The sequence below is a fragment of the Micromonospora sp. WMMD735 genome (assembly GCF_049178995.1).
Classification (GTDB): Bacteria; Actinomycetota; Actinomycetes; order Mycobacteriales; family Micromonosporaceae; genus Micromonospora; species Micromonospora wenchangensis.
Window position 1 is genome coordinate 1,622,483 of record NZ_JBMHMJ010000002.1, and the last position, 18,506, is coordinate 1,640,988.

The following is an 18,506-nucleotide window of genomic DNA, read 5'->3' on the forward strand; positions in this document are numbered from 1 at the left end:
CCGGGTCCCGGGCCGCGCGTGCCGGTCACGGCGCACCCACCAGCAGGGCGGTGTTCGCACCGCCGAAGGCAGCGTTGAGGCTGAGGGCGTACCGGCTGGTCACCGGGCGGGGCGCGGCGGTGACCACGTCCAGCGGGCAGGCCGGGTCGGGGCCGAGCCAGCCGGCGTTGACCGGCAGCTTCCCGTGCCCCAGCGCCGCCACGGTGACCACCAGTTCGAGCAGGCCGGACGCCTCCAGCGCGTGCCCGTGCAGCGCCTTGGTGGAGCTGACCGGCACCTGCCCGGCCCACTCGCCCAGGGCCAGCCGCAGCGCCGCCGCCTCGGAGGCGTCGCTGAACCCGGTGCCGGTGGCGTTGGCGTTGACGTAGCCGACCGCCCCGGCGGGCAGGCCGGCGCGGCCCAGCGCCGCGCCGATCGCCCCTGCCAGCCCGCCCCCCTGCGGATCGGGTTGGCAGGGGTGGTGGGCGTCGCCGGCCCGGCCCCAGCCGGCCAGCGTCGCCACCGGCTCACCGCCGCGGCCGTGCAGCGCGGCGGCGGACTCCAGCACCACCGCGGCCACCCCGTCGCCGAGCAGCAGGCCCTGCCGACCGGCGCTGAACGGGCGGACCGCCCCGTCGGCGGCGAGCGCCCGGCCGGCGTCGAAGAGCGCGTACTGGTCCGGTTCCACCAGGTAGCCGGCGGCCACCACGACCCGCTCGGTGTCACCCCGGCGGATCATGACGGCGGCGTCGGCGACCGCGTTGCTGGCCGAGACGCAGGCGGTGGTGTAGACCCGGGTCGGGCCGCCGAGCCCGCACCGCCGGGCCAGCCGGTCGGCCAGGGCGGGCAGCTCCGGCCAGGCGGGGCCGGCGTCGTCGCGTTCGCCACCGGCCCACCACGGGTCGGCGGTGTCGGCGACCGGTCGGTCGTCGGTGTACGGGCCGGGCAGGGTCGCCGGCCCGCCGTGGGTGGCCAGGAGCAGTGCCGACGCCCGGCGCTGCGCCGGGTCCAGCCCGGCCGCCCGGCAGGCGGCGTCGACGGCGTCGGCCAGCTCCTGCGGCAGGGTCGCCACGTCGGGGCGGGTGGCCGCGACGGTCACCCGGCGGCCGGTGGTGTCGAACCGGCGGACCGGTCGGAACGCCGGCACCCCGGACAGGACCCCGGCCAGCAGGGCGTCCACGCCCCTGCCGAAGGCGCTGAGGGCGTAGGTGCCGGAGATCGTGACGGTGCTCCGCTCAACCATCAGCGGAGGCGGTGAGGCAGGTGTGGAACACGGCCAGGGCGTCGTCGAGGGTGCGGATGCCGGCGAGCTGGTCGTCGGTGAGGTCCATCCGGGTGTCGTAGCGCTGTTCGACGAGGTGCACCAGCCAGGCCAGTTCCATCGAGCCGACCCGGTGCGGGACCTGGTCGACGGGTTTGCCGGTCAGTTCGGCGAGCATGCTCACCAGGTCAGCTCGCCCCAGGTCGGGCTGACCGGACATCAGCGGTTGTCGGTGGTCGCCCCGGCGACCCGGTCGGCGACCATGGTGGTGAACTCCCCCACCGTCATCAGGGCCAGCTTCTCCGACTCGTCGTCGGCGAACCGCAGCCCGTAGCGGTCCTCCACCCGGACGGACAGGTCGGACAGGGCGAGCGACTCCAGGTCCACCCCGGACGGGCCGAGGGTGGTGTCGTCGTCGATCCCGTCGACGTCGTAGTTCATGTCCTGGAGCTGGTCGATGACGAAGGTGCGGACCTCGTCTCGCATGACGGTTACCTCTCTCGATGGGCGGGTCGCCGGTGCCCGGTCGGGGCACCGTGCGGAAGTGGTTCGGGCGTACCGCCGACGGTCGGCCGGTGGTGACGCGGTGGTGGCGCCCCGGCGGCGGTCGACGGGGACCGGCCGGGGGCGGGGTGGAGCGGACCGGTCATGGCACCGCCGCCCGCAGCACGTCCAGCGAGCGGACCAGTTTGCCGGTGGTGGTACGCGGCAGTTGCGCCACCAGGTGCAGGGTGCGGGGACGCTTGTAGCCGGCCAGCCGCTCCGCGAGCAGCTTGTCCAGCTCCTCCTCGGACAGCGGGCCGTCGGGCTGTACGTAGGCGGTGATCCCGTCGTCGTAGGCGACCACGGCGGCGGCCACCCCGGGCAGGCCGGTGAGGGTGGCCTCGACCTCGGTGAGGTCGACCTTGAGGCCCCCCACGGAGACCTGCGAGTCGAGCCGGCCCCGGACGGTGACCAGGCCAGAGTCCGGGTCGACGGTGCCGGCGTCGCGGGTACGCAGCCAACCGTCGGCCCAGCGGGTGGGGTCGCTGAGCCCCACGTACGGCGACGCGGGGCAGCTGATCAGCAGCTCACCGTCGGACTCGCGGACCTCGATGCCGGGGGCGGGGGTGATGGCGGGCCGGTGCCGCCCGTACAGGTCGGTGCCGATGACGCCGACCTCGGTCATCCCGTACATGTTGCCCAGGGGCACGCCGTGCCGGTCGGTGAACGCCCGCACGACGGCCGGCGGGACCAGTTCCCCGCCGGTGGTCATCCGCTTGAACTGGGGCAGCGGCCGGTCAGGTCGGGTGAAGGCGAGCAGGCCGATGTGGAACGGGACGCCGAGCACGGTGGCCGGGGTGTCCTGGGCGGCGATCGCGGCCAGCACGGCGTCGCCGCCGAGCCGCTCCGGCGGGACCAGCTCGACGTGGGCGTGCAGGCCGTAGAGCAGTCCGCCGACGAGCCCGAGCACGTGCACCATGGACGGCAGCAGGATGATCCGCTCGCCGGGCAGCGCCACCCCGTCGATGCGGGTGTAGCGGTGCACCTCGGCGACCAGGTCGGCGGCGGTGCGTCCGATCACCTTGGACGGTCCGGTGGAGCCGGAGCTGAGCTGGATCACGGCGTGCCCGCTGACCGCCGGTCGGTCGGCGTACGGGGTGACGCTCTCGGTGACGTCGAGGAAGACCTTCAGCGCGCCACCACCGGTCCGGGCCGGGGCGACGACCACCTGCGGGGTGAGCCGGCGCAGCGCCCGGTCGACCTCGTGGTCGGTGAGCCGGTGGTCGAGCAGCACCGCCTGACCGCCGCTGCGCCAGGTCGCCAGGAGGTTGACCACATAGGACACCGACGGCGGCAGGCGCAGCGCGACGGCCCCGCCGGGGCGCAGTCCCGCCTCGCGCAGCCGGTCCTGTGCCGCGACGACCAGGCGGTGCAGGGTGCCCCGGTCCACCGGCTCGGGCAGCCGGAGACAAACGTCGGTCGGAGGGCCGGCGAACAACACGTCGTCCACCCAACCGGGGTCTTGCGCCGCAGGATCTTCCGTCGGGCGATACATGGTCACCGCCGGCCACCGTCCAGCATAGAATCGGGCGAATGCGCCCATAAATGTTGTCTCTTGGCGTGCTCACGGCACCCTACGACAGCCCGGAAGACCATTACTAGATGCGAATGGCTAGATCATAAAAGGCGGCCGGCCGGATTGCCGCCGCTCGATCGGCCGGGCAGGATCGGGCGCGTACGCCGGTCCGCGACACCACCGGCGGCTTCGCCGTGCCCGACGCTCCGATGGGGACCCGGGCCACCCGGCGGGGCCCCGGCCCAGGTCAGCACCGGTCACGATGGACGGTCGACGCCCTGCCGCCACGACCCGCCGGACGCGGACAGGGGCGTGCCCGGCGGGCAGCTCCCTGCCGGCCGGGCACACCACACGGGCGTCACGCACAGTGGTCAGTCGGTGGCGCTCCTCGGCGTCGGGGCGGCACCCCGGAGCACCAGGGCGCTGTTGAAGCCGTCGAAGCCACGCGCGCAGACCAACGCCACCCCGTGCTCGGGCCGGCGCGGGGCACGCAGGAAGTCCAACTCGCAGCCGGGGGCCGGCTCGACCGGGCCGGCCGAGGCGGGCAGCGTGTCGTGGTGGAAGGCGAGCAGCGCGGTCGCCACGTCCAGCGCCGACCCACCCTGGTGGGCCCGGCCGGTCAACGACTTGTGGGTGCTCACCGGCGGCGGCCGGTCACCGAAGACCGTCCGCAGCGCCGTCGCCTCGCTGCGGTCGTACCGGGGCACCCCCAGCGCGTCGGGCACGACCAGGTCCACCTCGTCGGGCGTGCTGCCGGAGCGGGCCAACGCCAGCCGCATCGCCCGCGCGTACGTCGCCGGGTCGCCGGCCGTGTCCGGACCGGTGTGCACCGCGTCGTGGGTGGCCGCCCAACCGGTCACCTCCCCGTAGACCCGGGCACCCCGGGCCAGGGCGTGCTCCCGTTCCTCCACCACGAAGACCGCACCGCCCTCGGCGGGCACGTACCCGCCGGCCGCCCGGTCGAACGGCCGGTACGCCGCCGCCGGCTCGTCGACGGCGCTGAGCAGCCCGGAGCGGAGCTGACAGGCCAGCGCGTACGGGCTCAGCGGGCACTCGGTCGCCCCGGCGATCACCACCGACGTGCCCCGCCTGATGGTGCGCACCGCGTGCGCCAGGCTGTCCAGCCCTCCGGCGGCCTCGGCGACCAGCACCCCCGACGGCCCCTTGAACTGGTGGTGGATGGACAACTGCCCGACGCTGGCCGCATAGAACCAGGCGATCGACTGGTACGCCCCGACGGTGCGGCTCGGCCCGCCCCAGAGCCGTTGCAGCTCCCGCTGCCCGAACAGGTTCCCCCCCGACGAGCTGGCCAGGGTGACCGCCCAGGCGTACGGGTCGGGGGCGCGGGCGGGCAGGCCGGCGTCGGCGAGCGCCAACGCGGTCGCGGCGAACCCGAGCTGGGTCCAGCGGTCGGTCTGCACGAGCTGCCGGGTGTCCACGTACGCCGCCGGATGGAAGCCGCGAACCTCGCCACCGACCCGGGTGGGGTAGCCGGTCGGGTCGAACAGGGTGATCGGCCCGGTCCGCCGGATACCTCCGGTCACCGTCCGCCAGTGCGCGTCGACGCCGATGCCGCTGGGCGCGACCACCCCGATCCCGGTCACCACCGCCCGCGCCCGCTCACCGGGGGCGGGGTTGCCGGCAGGGGCGGGGAGCGTCACCGCGTCACCGCCAGCCGACGGAACAGCATCGCGGACTGGAAGCCGCCGAACCCGCTGCCCACCGACAGCGCCACGTCCACCGGGGTCTCCCGGGCCACGTTCGGCACGTAGTCCAGGTCGCACTCCGGGTCCCGGGTGGTCCAGTTGGCCGTCGGCGGCACCACGCCGTACTCGATGGCCAGGGCGCAGGCGGCCATCTCGATGGCGCCGATCGCGCCCAACGAGTGCCCGACCATCGACTTGATCGAACTCACCGGCACCTGGTATGCCGTGGGACCCAGCGACCGCTTGAACGCCGCCGTCTCGTGCCTGTCGTTCTGCCGGGTGCCCGAGCCGTGCGCGCTGACGTAGGAGACCGCCGACGGGTCGAGGCGGGCCTGCCGCAGCGCCGCCGCGATGGCCAACCCCATCTCCACCCCGTCGGGCCGCAGCCCGGTCATGTGGAAGCCGTTGCTGCGGCCGGCGTAGCCGGCGACCTCGCAGTAGACGTGCGCGCCGCGCCGCCGGGCGTGCTCCCACTCCTCCAGCACCAGCACCGCCGCCCCCTCGGCGAGCACGAAACCCTGCCGGTGCGCGTCGAACGGGCGGCTGGCGTGCCCCGGGTCGTCGTTGTCCGGGCTGGTCGCCCGGATCGCGTCGAACGAGGCGACGGTGACCGGGGAGATCGGCGAGTCGGCCGCGCCGGCCAGCACGACGTCCGCCTCCCCGTCGACGACGAGCTGGTGGGCGTAGCCGATGGCGTCGATGCCGGAGGTGCAGCCGGTGGAGACCACCTGCGCCGGGCCGCGCAGCCCGTGCCGGCAGGCCACGTCGGCGGCCAGGCTGCTCGGCACCAGCGCCTGGTACAGGTACGGCCCACCGAGGGCGTGGTCGACCAGCCAGTGCCGGCCCGCGTCGCTGACCCGGACGTACTCCTGCTCCAGGGCGGTGGTGCCGCCGACGGCGGTGCCCAGCACCACCCCGGCGACGTCCCGCTCGGCGTCGGTCAGCTCCAGGCCGCTGTCGGCCAGCGCCTCCGCCGCGCAGGCCAGCGCGAACTGCACGTACCGGTCGGAGCGTTGCCGCTGCGCCGGGGTGAGCCCGGCGGCGTCCGGGTCGAAGTCGCACTCGGCGGCGATCTGCGACCGGTACGGCGACGGGTCGAAGAAGCTGATCCGCCGGGTGGCCGTCCGCCCCTCGGTGAGGGTCTTCCAGAACCGGTCCCGGGTGACCCCGCCCGGGGCGACCACCCCGACACCGGTCACCACCACCCGCCGGCCGGTCACGACGGTCCCCGCTGCTCGACCAGTTCGGTGTCCACGTGGCCGAGTTCCGGGCGGGGCGCGAGCGGGCCGAGGTGGAAGACCACCTCGGCGGCGACGTCGCCGGTGTTGCGCAACCGGTGCCGCACGTTGCGCGGCACGAACAGCGCCTCCCCGGCGGCCAGCGGCACCGGCTCGTCGTCCAGGTCGACGGTGATCGCGCCGCGCACGAGATAGAGGAACTCCTCGCTGTACGGGTGGTAGTGCTCGGCCACCCGGTCACCGGGGGCCACCGTCACCACCCCCATGAACCCCGAGGTGCTGCCGACGGTGCGCGGGCCCAGCAGCACCCGCAGCTCCCCGCCGCGCCGCCGGTCGGCCGGTACGTCCCGGGCGGCGACCAGGCCGGTGGTGACCTCACTCATCGCCGCCTCCCGCGTACGCCCGCTCGATCCGCTCCTTGATCACGGCCAGTTGCACCCGGCTGTTGGTGTTGATCCGCTCGGTCATCGCCACGTCGTCCACCGGGGCGGTCGGCTTCATCGCGAAGTCCTGCACCCAGGTCATCCGGGTGCCCTCCGGTTCGGTGTCGTAGTACCAGTGGATGCGCATGTACTCGAACGGGCCGGTCTCCACCCTCCGGGCCCGCACCTGCCAGGTCGTCGGGTCGGCGGTACGTTCGCTGACCCAGCTCCACGCCACGCCGTTCTCGTCGGGGTGCATGGTGAGCCGGAACCGCACCGTGTCCCCCTCCCGGTGCAGGATCTCCACCACCGCGTACTCGGTGAACAGGTCCGTCCAGCGCGCCACGTCGTTGGTGATCTCCCACACCAGCGCCAGCGGGGCGGCGATGAGGATGCTGTTCTCGGTGTGCCCGGCCGGGCCGGCGTCGGCCACCAGGTCGGCGACGCCGGCGATGCTGAGCTGCCCGGCCTGTTCGGGGATGCGTACCCGCCAGCGGTCGGCGACCACGGCGGACAGTTCCAGCAGCGCCAGCGAGTCCATGCCCAGCTCCTCCAGGCTGGCGGCGGGCGCGCGGGCAGCGGCGTCGGCGTCGAGACCGCAGCGGGTCACCAGGATCTCGGTGATCTCGCTGGTCAGCGGTCGGCCGTGGGTGACGGTCATCTCGGGTCCTCCTCCACCGGGCGACTCACCCCGGTAGCCGCCACCCTCCGCCGGACCCGTCACCCGGGCGTCACACCGCAGCCCGCAACAGCCCCGCTTCGTGGTGACGTTGCGTTGACGCAGGCTGTGTACCGGCTATGCGCGAGCTGTCCATCATGATGGAGGTTCGCAGATCAGAGGCGATTCGACCCCGGTCACCATGCCTACACTTTCGTTGACCGAGAGTAATCATATTGGTAATGTTCGTGCCGGCCGGCCGGGCTCGGCCGCGCAGTGAACCGGCCACGGCGTCGCGGGGGACCGCGTCGGGACACCGGACGATCTGGACCCAGGTTTCCGTGCAGGGGGGTGCGCCCGTGACCGGTCATGCCAGCACGCCGACCAGCGACGTCCCGGCCGACCCGCCGGTACGTCTGCACCTGCTCGGCGGGTTCCGGCTGCTGCACGGCGACACCCCCGTGGTGGTCCCCCGGGGGCTGCAACGCGTCATCGCCCTGATCGGGCTGCGCCCCGGCGCCACCCGCAGCAACCTCGCCGGGCTGCTCTGGCCCGAGGTGCCCGAGGAACGGGCGCTGTCGTCCCTGCGGACCGCCCTGTGGCGGCTGCGCCAGGACCCCTGCTGCCCGCTGCTGGTCAGCGGGGACACCGTCCGCCTCGACCCGGCGGTCCGGCTCGACGTGGACGGCCTGGTCGCCACCGCCGCCCGCATCCGCGACGGGGGCGACCCGCGCGCCGCCGCCGACGCGCTCGCCGCCGGCAGCCGCGACCTGCTCCCCGGCTGGTACGACGACTGGGTGCTGCTGGACCGGGAACGGCTACGCCAACTCCGGCTGCACATGCTCGAACAACTCGCCGTCGACCACCTCGACGCGGGCCGGCACGGCGAGGCGTTACAGGCCGCCCTGGAGGCGATGGCCGCCGAACCGCTGCGGGAGACCCCGCACCGCCTGGTGGTACGCATCCACCTCGCCGAGGGCAACGCGTTCGAGGCGGTGCACGCCTTCTACGTCTACCGGGACCTGCTCATGCGGGAACTGCGTCTGGAACCCTCCCCCGCGATGTGCGCCCTGGTCGACGAGACCCTCGCCCCGATCCGGCAGGCCACCCGCCGCACCCCGACCGCCCGCCGTCACGAGCCGGCCGGACGGCGTGACGACCAGGTGACATCCCCACCGCCAGGGTGGACCCACCGTGAGCCCTGGACGGATCGGGGCGCGCCACCGGCGAGAGGGGTCCGATGAGCCGTCTGGTGATCGTCAGCAGGATCATTCCCGGCGCGGAGGGGCGGGTCGCCCAGATCTTCGCCGAAGCCGACGCGACCGAACTACCCGGACTCACCGGGCTGCGCCACCGCTCCCTGTACCGCCTGCACGACCTGTGCGTACACCTGATGGAGACCACCGAGGTGGACGTCGACACCCTGGTCACCGCCCGCCAGCACCCGCTGTACCAGCGGACCAACGAACGATTGTCGGCCCACACATCGGCGTACCTGCCCACCTGGCGGTCGCCCCGGGACGCGCCGGCCGGCTGTTTCTACAGCTGGGACGTCACCGACGCGCCCAGCCCGGAGCCGCTGCGCTGAACCGCCGGTGCGGCGCAGGTCGTCACCGGCGTCCGACGACGACACCCTGTCGTGACGTCGATACCGCCCGACACCGGGCATTCCACCTGCGCAACGAGGTGTGGTCCTCCCTGTCGTCCGACATTCGCGTGTGCAAAGCTGCGGCGGGTTCTCGCGTTTTCCTCGCGACTTCAACGACATACGCAATAGGGAGGTAGCCGTGCCGTCGACTGTCGGGCAGTGGCTCGTCGTGATCCTGGCCCTGCTGGTGGGCCTGGCCGGAGGCTGGGCGCTGTGGGGACGGCAGAAGCCGACCACCGCCGCGCCCATCGTGGAGGGTGACCCGGTCGTCGGGCTCACCCCCGAGGAGAAGGCCGCCGCCACGATCGACGCCCCGCGTCCGGCCGCCACGGTCGACGACTCCCCGGCACCCGCCGCCGTCGTCGACGAACCCGCCCCGCACGTCGCGCCGGACCCCGACCACCTCGCCCCGGCCACCACCGGGTCGGCCGCTGTTGCCGGCTCGGCCGGATCCTCCGCCGCCCCCGACCTGACGGCCGCCCCTGACACCACGGTCCCTGCCGACTCCGCCACCCTCTCCGAGTCGTCCGCCTCGTCCGGGTCCACTGCCGCCGGGTCCCCTGCCTCCGCCGAATCCCCTGCCCTCGCCGAATCCCCTGCCCTCGCCGAGTCCTCGGTCGCCGCCGAGTCGACTGTCTCGTCCGAGTCCTCTGCCGCCGAGGCAGCCACCTTCTCCGCGTCCGCCGCCGGCTCCTCCGCTACCTCCGGGTCCGGCGGTTCCGCCGTCGAGGACGTCGCCGTCAACGGCACCTCCAGCACGGTCGCCGCCGACCGGACCGTCCCGCTGCCGGACCTCGCGGACGAGCCCACCACGGTCGACCTGACCGGCCGTACCACCCCGGACGACGCGCCCGCGAGCAGCGTCACCGACGAGACCACCGCGCCGGTCCCCGCGCCCCGGGCCACCGCCGAGGACGCCCCGGACAGCGCGGCGGCCGACCTGCCGGAACCGACCCCGGCGGACCCGGAGCCGGCCGGGACGCCCGAGGACACCGCCCCGCGTACGGCCGACGTGGACGACGCCCCGGTCGCCGCCGGGCCGGTGATCCCGGCACAGCGCACCCCCGAGGCCGACAGCCCCGCGATCGCGGACAGCACCCCGGCCGTGGACGGTGTCCCGGATTCGGCGGGTGCCCCGGTCGCGGCGGTCGCGGCGGCGCAGGACGAGCCGGCGGACGACTTCCGGCGTATCCAGGGGGTCGGCCCGAAGATGGCCGCCGCGCTCCAGGCTGCCGGCATCCGCAGCTACCGGCAGCTCGCCGCGCTGGACGAGACGAGCCTGCGGGAGACGATCCGCGCCGCCGGGCTGCGTGCCACCGCGAGCCTGGCCACCTGGCCGCAGCAGGCGCAGGTGCTGGCCGGTGCGGGCGCCGAGGCCGAGCGGGTGCTGCCGACGCCGACCGGCGGCGACAGTCAGGACTGACCTGGGGAACCGACGGGGCCGGTGGACACGTGCGAGGCGTGGCCGCCGGCCCCCGTCGTCCGGGGTACGCGGCGGCCGGCCGTCGGTGAATTGGGCATCATCGCGCTGACCGTTCCGGAATACCGTTTACCCGGTCCCGGCCGTTGGGTACATGGGCGTCACCTCGAACATCACACAAGCCGGGAGGCACCCCCATGCGCGGTTCGTCGATCCTCGGAGTCATCGTCGTCATCTGGCTGGTCATCGGCGCCATCGCCGCTGGTCAGCGCGGCTATTACGGGAACGACGACACCAACTGTGCCGAGGCCGGCACCATCCTGGTGACCATCGTGGCCGGGCCGCTCAACTACATCGGCGCCAACCCGAAGATCGACTGCAAGCTCCCCGAGCCGTCCAAGTAAGCCGCATCTCCCCGGCCCGCGCCCACCCCTCGGGGCGCGGGCCGCGTCATGTCCGCTCCAGATCACCCACCTCGTTCCGCGACGCGCCCACCACCCCACACTCCCCAACCATCCTAGGAACCCACCCCGCAGCACTCCCCCCGCCCACCCATCGACGGTCGCCGTGCGGTGATCAAGAGGTTGTCGTCAGAAATGCGCGAATCCGTGACGCAAACCTCTTGATCACGCGGGAGAGCGGGGGTGGGGGGAGGGGCGGGGAGGGGAGGGGTTGGGGGGTGGGTTAGGCACCTACGTGGATACCGGGGCGGCGGGAGGGGTCGGGTTCGCTCTTGCGGATGATCTCGCGGACCACGGGTGGGGTGTCGCCCCGGCCGAGGATCAGGTAGCGCAGCAGGTGGGCGATGGGGTTGCCCTCGGACCACTCGAAGTGGGCGTGCGGGCGGACCCCCGTGCCGTCGCGCAGCGCCAACAGGATGGCGGCGATCGCGTTCGGCACCGCCGGGCTGCTGGCCCGCAGCACCCGGAAGCCGCCCACCTCGACCCCGTGTACCCACAGCACCTGGCTGAACTCCGACGGGTCCACCACGTCGATCTCCAGGAAGAGCACGTCGGACGCGCCCGGCACCGGATTCATGCTCCGCTGCGCCCGTTCCTTGACCCGGTACTCCTTGAGCGCGCCGGTGTCGCGTTTGTTGGCGATCAGGTGCAGCCGGCCGTCGTGGGCCAGCGACTCGGTGACGAACCGTCGGGCCGGCTCGTCGAACTCGATCCGTTCGGTGCGCAGCTCGGTGGTCCGGGTGATCCGGGAGACCAGCGACACCGCCACGATGCCGGCGATGAACATGCCGGAGATGGCGAGCCCGTCGGGCTTCTCGATGACGTTCTCGACCAGCGCGTACAGCAGCACGGCGGTGAGCACCGCGAAGCCGGACGCGGCGAACCGGTGCCGGGCCCGGACGGTCGCGATGGTCACCGCCACCGCGCCGGAGACCATCATCGCCAGGATGCCGGTGGCGTACGCGCCGGCCTGGGCGTTGACGTCGGCCCGGAAGGCGACGGTGATGACGATGCTGATCAGGGTGTAGACCAGCACCACCGGCCGGACCGCCCGGCCCCACTCCGGCGCCATCCCGTACGACGGCAGGTAGCGCGGCACGATGTTGATCAGGCCGGCCATCGCCGACGCCCCGGCGAACCAGAGGATCAGCACGCTGCTGACGTCGTAGAGCGTGCCGAACCCCTCCCCCAGCCGGGCGTGGGCCAGCCAGGCCAACGCCCGGCCGTTCGCCGCCCCGCCGGGCTGGAACTCCCGGGGCGGGATCAGCACGGTGGTGACGAAGGTGGTGGTCAGCAGGTACACCGACATGATCAGCGCGGCGGCGGTGAGCAGTCGGCGGGTGTTGCGGATCCGCGCGGCCAGCCGCTGCTCGCGGTCCTCGCCCGCCCCGCGTACCAGGGGCATCATGCTCACCCCGGTCTCGAAGCCGGACAGGCCCAGGACCAGCAGCGGGAAGGCCAGCACCGCCGGGCCGAGCAGGTCGCCCACCCCGGACCCCCCGGCGGTCAGGGCCGCCGTCCAGTTCCGCACGACGCCCGGGTCGGCGGCGATCCCGGCCAGGCCGTCGGCCACGATCACCGCGTTGAGACCGAGGAAGACCACCACCAGGGGTACGGCCACCAGCACCGCCTCGCTGAACCCGAGCAGGAACACCCCGCCGAGGACGAGCAGCAGCGCCACCGTCACCAGCACCGCCAGCCCGTCGCAGTGCGGCGCCGACGACGGCAGGTACGGGTTCTCCAGCAGGTGCACCGTGGCGTCGGCGGCGGAGAGGGTGATCGTGATGATCCACGAGGTGGCGACGAAACCGAGCAGCACCAGGACGAAGATCTTGCCCCGCCAGAACGGCAGCAGTCGCTCCAGCATCGCCACCGAGCCCTGCCCGTGCGGGCTCTCCCGGGCCACCCGCCGGTACATCGGCAGCATCCCGAGCAGGGTCAGCGCCACGATCAGCAGGGTGGCCAACGGGGAGAGCGCCCCGGCGGCCAGCGCCGCGATGCCCGGCAGGTAGGACAGGGTCGAGAAGTAGTCGACGCCGGTCAGGCACATCACCTGCCACCAGGGGTGCCGACGCTGGCTGCCCTCCTCACTCTCCGGGCCGACCGGCTGCACCCGGTACGCGAACAGCCACCGGCGCAGCGCACCGGCGGGCCGGGCCGGCCGGGCGTGACTGTTCACGCACTCTGGCAGGCCCACCGGCCCGGGTCGGGTGCGCTCCCCCTGGCCGGCGTCCCGGGCCTCGCGCAACTTTCGCCCGTGCCCCGGCGGCGGCGCGCTCCCCCGTCGTTCCCGGGTCCGCCGCCCCCGGGTCCCGTCCCGCCCGTCCGCCATCCGCCGACCGCCCTCGTGTCCCCTGTCCCCGACGGTAGGCGCTGGAGGCGGTCCGGCCGGCCGGAACAGGGGAAGCCGGGCGTCAGCGCAAGCCGGGCGTCAGCCGAAACGGTGGTCGTCGGCCGGGGTGCGGCGCAGGGCCGCCAGCAGGGCGTCCGGGTCGGTCACCGTCACGGTGGCCGCCGGGTGGCGCAGCCACCGGCCGGGAGCCAGCCCCGGCACCGGCGTACCGAACCGCAGGCACACCCCGGCCGTGGTGCCGGTGCCGAAGGTGACCCCCCGGTCGGCCAGGGACAGGTGCGGCCCGACGGCCCGCCACCAGCGGTACGGGCCGCCGCGCTGGGCGTCGACCACGTTCGCCCGGCCGGTCCGCAGCCGCCACCGGCCGAACCGGATCACCAGTTCCGCGTCGTCGAGCAGCACGACGCAGGTCTGCGGTCGGATGCCGAGCAGCGCCAACGGCACCCGGAAGGCCGGGTCGAAGCGGAACGCGAACCGGTGTGCGGGCATGACCGACGGGTACCCCGGGCGGGCCGTCCGACACCCCCTCGGCCGGGTGCACGCCCGTCGGCGGGGTCACGCCAGGGCGCGGGTCCAGTCGTCGACGTGGGCCGACAGGTGCTCGGCGACGGCCCGCCAGTAGGGGCCGTCCTCGGCGTGGATGCGGGCCCAGGGCTGGATGCCGCGCCGGGCGCCGTCGCGCAGCAGGTCGTACATCGCCCGCGCCCGGGGGCCCAGGGTCGCGGCGAGCGCGGGACGGTGCGCCGCCGGCAGGTCGTACCCGTCTACCAGGGCGCGCAGCCGGCGGGCCGACTCGGGCACCGGCCGGTCGGGGCGCATCCCGGCCATGGCCTGCGCGGCGTACGCCACCTCCCAGCGGCGGGTGCCGGGGCCCGCGCCGTCCCAGTCGATCAGCACCCAGCCGCGCGGGGCCCGGACCAGGTTCCACGGCGCCGGGTCGTGGTGGCAGATCAGGTCCGTGCCGTCGGGGCGGATCGGCACCTGCCAGTGGGCCGCTTCGGGTGGCACGAAGTCGGCGGTGGCGCGGTGCAGGTCGGCCAGCAGCCGGCCGATCGAGGGCAGCTCCGCGGTCGGGTACAGGCCCGAGGGGTGGCCCGGTTCCCCGGGCACGTACTCCAGCACCTGCCGGCCCTGCCCGTCGCGGCCCAGCGGTCGGGGCGCGCCGTCGAAGCCGACGGCGTGCAGGTGGGTCAGCAGGGCGTCGACGGCGTCGGTCCACGGGCCGACCGGCCGGCGGACGGTGTCACCGACCCGCACCACGCCGGTGGTGACGTTGCCGGGCAGCGGCTCCTCGATCGGACTCATCCGGTCATCCTGATGGAACGGACGCGTCCCCGCGCCCCGGTTTCCCGGGGCGCGGGGACCCCCCGTCCCGGCTGCTACTGCAGGAACGCCCCCAGCGGTGACAGCAGCAGCCGGCCGAGCGCCGCGGCATTGTCGTCCAGCCGGGTGCGCTCGCAGTCTCGGGCCTGCGGGTCGTGCCGGCAACGCCAGATCTTCTGCGCGTTGCGCCAGGCCACGTCCCTGGTGTACTCGACCAGTTCGCCCTGGTACCAGTCGTCGATGTCGCCGTTGAGCATGTCCAGGAGCAGTTGCCACCGCTCCAGGTAACCCCGCCGCAGCGTCGGGATCTTGTCGGCGAAGATATCGTTGATCTTGAGGTAGTCGCGGTGCTGTTCGGTGCCGTCCACCGGCTCGGACTCCAGGTGGTCGAACGTGGTCACCAGGGCGAACGGCAGGTCGAAGTTGATGTGCGCGTTCACCCCCGCCGCCGCCGACGGCAACGGCCGGGCGTCCGGCCCGCGCATCCGCTTGAACAGGCACGACCAGGCGCGCGGGGTGGTCGGGCTGGACTCGGTCCACAACCGCATCGCGTCGAAGTAGCGGGCGGCGAACTCCACGTCCAGCCGGGACAGGAACACCGGGTCGGCGAAGTAGTCGTCGTAGAGCCCCTCCAGCACCCGGCTGGTGATGGTCAGGTAGAGCCGGTTGAAGTCGGCGAGCGGGCAGCTCTGCTCCAGCGGCGGCAGCCGCACCAGCAGGTCCTGGAGCTTGGTGAGGTGATCGACCACCGCCGGGACGTCCTCCGGATGGTCGGCGAGGAGATCGACGATGTCCGCGTGGACGGGCCCCCAGACCGGTTCCGTCATGTCTCCTCCACAGTGGTCGGGGCAGCGCCGCGCCGTCGTTTCCGATGCACAGCCTGTCAGCGCCGGCCGCGACGGGGATCAGTAGAACGACGTATTCGCCCGCGCCGGACCTACGCTCACTCACCCCGGTTACGCAGGTGGATGGCGCTGGCCTGGACCCTGGTCCGCACCTGGAGCTTGTCGAAGATGTGCGACACGTGCACGCCGATGGTGCGTTCGCTGATGAACAGCCGCTGACCGATCTCCTTGTTGGTCAGCCCCTCGGCGACCGCCGCGAGCACCTCCCGTTCCCGCGCGGTCAGCAGGGCCAACTCGTCGGCCCCCGGTGGGGTGGCGGCGGTCTCCGCCGCCGCGACGACGCGGCCACGACCCGTGCCCGACGACCGGGAACCGCCCGTGCGGGCCGCCGGGACCCGCCCCGCGCCGGGCTGGGCCCGACCGGTCAGCTCCACCCGTGCCCGACCGGCCAGCGTCCGGATCTCGCTGGTCAGCGGCACCGCACCCAGGCTCGACGCCATCTCGTGCGCCTGCCGCAGCAGGCTGGTCGCCGTGCTGCTGCGGCTGCGCCGGGCCAGCAACGCCTCGGCCTGCCGCAGGCGGGAGTAGGCGGCCGGGTAGGGGTGGTTCCGCTTGTCCCACTCGGCCACCGACCGGGCCCAGGCGTCCGGGTCGCCCCGGCCGTCGAGACGGCTCAGCTCGGCCGTGCACAACGCCAGGAAGCCGTCGGCGTTGACCCGCACCGGCCCGGCGGCCGTCGCGCTCTTGGCCGCCACCCGGTCGACCGCGTCGCGCAGCCGGCGGACGGCCGTCTCGTCGACCGCCACGGTACGGCTCGCGTGCGCCTCCGCCTCCGCGCGCAACCCGTGCCAGGCCAGCGCGCCCAGCAGCACCACGTCGTCGGAGCGGCTCTCGGTCAGGCCCCGCTGCACGGCCTGCCGGGCCACGTCGTGCCGGCCCTGCCACATCGCCAGCCCGGCCCGCAGGATCAGCATCGGCAGGACGTGCCGGGGCGCGCCACCGCCGGCGAGCATCGTCGCCACCGCCTCCAGGTCCCGGTCGGAGGCCTCGACGTCGCCGTACCCGACGGAGAGCCGGCAGCGGGCCAGCAGCAACTCGACCGCGTCGGCGCCGGACGGGCGGTGCCGCAGCGCCGCCGCGACGACCTTCTCCGCCTCCGCCCACTGGCCGACCCGGAACAGCCCGTTGGTGGCGATCGCCAGCAACCGGGTCTCGTAGGTGCGGCCCAGGCCCAGCTCGGCGACCCGCTCGGCACCCCGGCGGGCCACCACCACCCCCTCCTCCAGGATGTTCAGCGGCCCGGTCAGCAGCTCCGCCAGGTGCAGGTACGCGCAGGCCACGTCCTCCGGGCCGCCGGAGCGTTCGGCGGTCTCCAGGGCCCGGCGCACCACGGCCAGCCCGGCGTCCGGGTCCTCCAGGAACGCCTCGCTGAAGCCGAGCGCGGAGCTGGCCAGCACCACCTCCGTGGTGCTGCCGTCGACCGACGCGGCCAGTTCCAGGGCCTCCCGCGCGCGTCGCCCGGCGTCGGCGTACCGGCCCAGGTGCAGCAGCAGCTCGGCCAGCCGGGCGGCGGCGTTGGCCCGTTCCCGGGCGGTGCACTCGGCGGCCTCCAGCACGCTGCGGTACTCCGCCTCGGCGGGGGCGGACCGACCGGCGGCGGCCAGGTAGCGGGCCCGTTGGATGCGCACCGCGCAGGACGGGTCGAGCGGCTCGCCCCCGGTCAGTTCGGCCAGCAGGGACAACGCGCGGGCGTGCTCGCCGCTCTTGTGGGCGGCCTCGGCGGCCCGCCCCAGCAGCACCGCCCGGTCCACCTCGGGTGGGGCGTCCACCGGCCCGGTGACCGGCGTCGCGGCCAGCTGCAACGCCGCCGTCCAGTGCCGGTGCGCCTCGGCGAAACCGTGCAGCCGTTCGGCCTCCCGGGCGGCGGCCATCGCCGCCGGCAGGGCCCGGCCGGGCTCCCCGGCCAGCCGCCAGTGGTGGGCCAACCGGGCCTGGTGCAGCTCCGCCGGGACCCGGGTGAGCGCCTCGGCGTAGCGGCGGTGCAGGCCGGCGCGTTCCGCCGGCAGCAGCTCGTGGGCGAGCACCTCGGCGACCAGCCGGTGCCGCAGCCGGTAGCCGTCGTCCGCGCCGACGAGCAACCGGTGGGCGACCGCCTCCCGCAACGCGTCGATGAGTTCCGCCTCGGGCAGGCCGAGCACCTCGGCCAGCAGCCAGTGCTCGACCGGTTCGACGCCCGCCGCCACCGCGTGCACCGCGGCGTGCGCGTGCCGGGGCAGCGCGTCCACCCGGGACAGGAAGATCTCGCGCAGCGTGTCGGACAGCCCGTCGCGGCCGTCGCGCAGGTCACGGGCCAGTTCCTCGACCACGAACGGGTTCCCGCCGCTGCGCTGCCAGACCTGGTCGGCGGCCTCCGGCGCGAGCGGCGCGCCGACGATCTCGGCGGCCAGCAGGTCGGTGCCGGCGCGGTCGAGGGGACCCAGGTCGAGCACCCGCACCGACCGCAGCCGACGCAGCTCGGTGAGCACCCGGCGCAGCGGGTGGGCCCCCTGCAACGACTCGGCCCGGACCGCCGCCAGCACCGACAGTTGCAGGTCGCCCAGGCCGGCGAGCAGATAGAGCAGGAGTTGCCGGGTGGTCCGGTCCACCCACTGCAGGTCGTCGAGGACGAGCACCAGCGGCCGCCCCTCGGCGATCAGGCTCAGCCCCCGGGAGACCCGTTCCAGCAGCGCCCCGGCGCTGTCCGCGCCGCCGCTGTCCTCGGCGAACGTCCGCAGCAGACCACGCACCGCCGAGGAGGTGCGGGCCTGGCCGGCGGTGAGGTCGGCGTCGAAGCGGCGTAACGCCTGGAGCACCGGATGCAGCGGGGAGGCGTCGCCGATGTCCAGGCAGGAGCCGGTGAGCACCACCGCTCCCGCGTCCCGCAGCCGCGCCGCGGCCTCGGTGAGCAACCGGGTCTTGCCCACCCCGCTCTCACCGGTGACGAAGACGGCGGCGGTCTGCCCGGGGCCGACCCCGTCGTGGAGCGCGGCGCGCAGCACCGCCAGCTGGTCGGCGCGGCCGACGAGCGGTGCGGTGTCCACATCGCTGGCCATGTCCGCAGCCTAGTCACAGGTCCCCGCACCGTTCTACGGGC

Annotated in this window: 17 protein-coding genes; 4 read left to right on the top strand and 13 right to left on the bottom strand. The window is 74.4% G+C overall.

From position 1 onward, the window contains the following. Positions 1–25: 25 nt before the first annotated feature. The 8 genes from ACN268_RS07150 to ACN268_RS07185 form a co-directional block, all read right to left on the bottom strand. Positions 26–1,222, bottom strand: a complete 1,197-nt coding sequence (locus ACN268_RS07150; protein WP_421482341.1) for a beta-ketoacyl-[acyl-carrier-protein] synthase family protein — start codon at positions 1,220–1,222, stop codon at positions 26–28. Then, positions 1,215–1,460, bottom strand: coding sequence for a hypothetical protein (locus ACN268_RS07155; protein WP_088647750.1), 246 nt, complete (start codon positions 1,458–1,460; stop codon positions 1,215–1,217). The genes ACN268_RS07150 and ACN268_RS07155 overlap by 8 nt, the downstream gene beginning before the upstream one ends. Further along, the gene (locus ACN268_RS07160; RefSeq protein ID WP_145919799.1) at positions 1,460–1,726 is read right to left on the bottom strand and encodes an acyl carrier protein; all 267 of its coding nucleotides are present in this window, start codon (positions 1,724–1,726) and stop codon (positions 1,460–1,462) included. Before ACN268_RS07160 ends, ACN268_RS07155 begins: the two co-directional genes overlap by 1 nt. Positions 1,727–1,886: 160 nt before the next feature. Next, positions 1,887–3,278: a class I adenylate-forming enzyme family protein gene (locus ACN268_RS07165; protein WP_421486835.1), complete on the bottom strand. Its 1,392-nt coding sequence runs from the start codon at positions 3,276–3,278 to the stop codon at positions 1,887–1,889. 392 nt (positions 3,279–3,670) lie between these two features. Next, positions 3,671–4,960, bottom strand: a complete 1,290-nt coding sequence (locus ACN268_RS07170) for a beta-ketoacyl synthase N-terminal-like domain-containing protein (protein ID WP_421482342.1) — start codon at positions 4,958–4,960, stop codon at positions 3,671–3,673. Next, complete coding sequence (locus ACN268_RS07175) at positions 4,957–6,225, bottom strand: beta-ketoacyl-[acyl-carrier-protein] synthase family protein (RefSeq protein WP_421482344.1); 1,269 nt, start codon at positions 6,223–6,225, stop codon at positions 4,957–4,959. Before ACN268_RS07175 ends, ACN268_RS07170 begins: the two co-directional genes overlap by 4 nt. Further along, a complete protein-coding gene (locus ACN268_RS07180) occupies positions 6,222–6,626 on the bottom strand; it encodes a cupin domain-containing protein (RefSeq protein WP_204922925.1) in 405 nt (134 codons plus the stop codon). Before ACN268_RS07180 ends, ACN268_RS07175 begins: the two co-directional genes overlap by 4 nt. Further along, positions 6,619–7,326, bottom strand: a complete 708-nt coding sequence (locus tag ACN268_RS07185) for an SRPBCC family protein (protein ID WP_421482346.1) — start codon at positions 7,324–7,326, stop codon at positions 6,619–6,621. The genes ACN268_RS07180 and ACN268_RS07185 overlap by 8 nt, the downstream gene beginning before the upstream one ends. Before the next feature lie 356 nt (positions 7,327–7,682). Between ACN268_RS07185 and ACN268_RS07190 the strand changes: the two genes are divergently transcribed. The 4 genes from ACN268_RS07190 (at position 7,683) to ACN268_RS07205 (ending at position 10,795) form a co-directional block, all read left to right on the top strand. Continuing rightward, the gene (locus ACN268_RS07190) at positions 7,683–8,567 is read left to right on the top strand and encodes an AfsR/SARP family transcriptional regulator (RefSeq protein WP_421482347.1); all 885 of its coding nucleotides are present in this window, start codon (positions 7,683–7,685) and stop codon (positions 8,565–8,567) included. Then, positions 8,564–8,911 carry a TcmI family type II polyketide cyclase gene (locus ACN268_RS07195; RefSeq protein ID WP_421482349.1) on the top strand — a complete coding sequence of 116 codons (348 nt, stop codon included), beginning with the start codon at positions 8,564–8,566 and terminating at the stop codon, positions 8,909–8,911. Before ACN268_RS07190 ends, ACN268_RS07195 begins: the two co-directional genes overlap by 4 nt. A 199-nt stretch (positions 8,912–9,110) precedes the next feature. Then, positions 9,111–10,394, top strand: coding sequence for a hypothetical protein (locus ACN268_RS07200; RefSeq protein WP_421482350.1), 1,284 nt, complete (start codon positions 9,111–9,113; stop codon positions 10,392–10,394). A gap of 194 nt (positions 10,395–10,588) precedes the next feature. Then, positions 10,589–10,795, top strand: a complete 207-nt coding sequence (locus tag ACN268_RS07205) for a hypothetical protein (RefSeq protein ID WP_145919792.1) — start codon at positions 10,589–10,591, stop codon at positions 10,793–10,795. 280 nt (positions 10,796–11,075) lie between these two features. On the opposite strand, the gene ACN268_RS07210 is transcribed toward ACN268_RS07205, so the two are convergent. The 5 genes from ACN268_RS07210 to ACN268_RS07230 all read right to left on the bottom strand — a co-directional run bounded on the left by ACN268_RS07210 (position 11,076) and on the right by ACN268_RS07230 (position 18,465). Then, positions 11,076–13,184 carry an amino acid transporter gene (locus ACN268_RS07210; RefSeq protein WP_421482352.1) on the bottom strand — a complete coding sequence of 703 codons (2,109 nt, stop codon included), beginning with the start codon at positions 13,182–13,184 and terminating at the stop codon, positions 11,076–11,078. A 99-nt stretch (positions 13,185–13,283) separates the two neighbouring features. After that, on the bottom strand, positions 13,284–13,694 hold the full coding sequence (locus tag ACN268_RS07215; protein ID WP_421482353.1) for a hypothetical protein: 411 nt from the start codon (positions 13,692–13,694) through the stop codon (positions 13,284–13,286). A 66-nt stretch (positions 13,695–13,760) separates the two neighbouring features. Continuing rightward, on the bottom strand, positions 13,761–14,510 hold the full coding sequence (locus ACN268_RS07220) for a phosphotransferase (protein WP_421482354.1): 750 nt from the start codon (positions 14,508–14,510) through the stop codon (positions 13,761–13,763). Positions 14,511–14,584: 74 nt separating this feature from the next. After that, the gene (locus ACN268_RS07225; RefSeq protein WP_363653681.1) at positions 14,585–15,355 is read right to left on the bottom strand and encodes a DUF5995 family protein; all 771 of its coding nucleotides are present in this window, start codon (positions 15,353–15,355) and stop codon (positions 14,585–14,587) included. Between the two features lie 116 nt (positions 15,356–15,471). Beyond that, positions 15,472–18,465 (bottom strand): helix-turn-helix transcriptional regulator, encoded by a 2,994-nt coding sequence (locus tag ACN268_RS07230; protein ID WP_421482355.1) that lies wholly within the window; start codon positions 18,463–18,465, stop codon positions 15,472–15,474. Positions 18,466–18,506 lie beyond the last annotated feature (41 nt).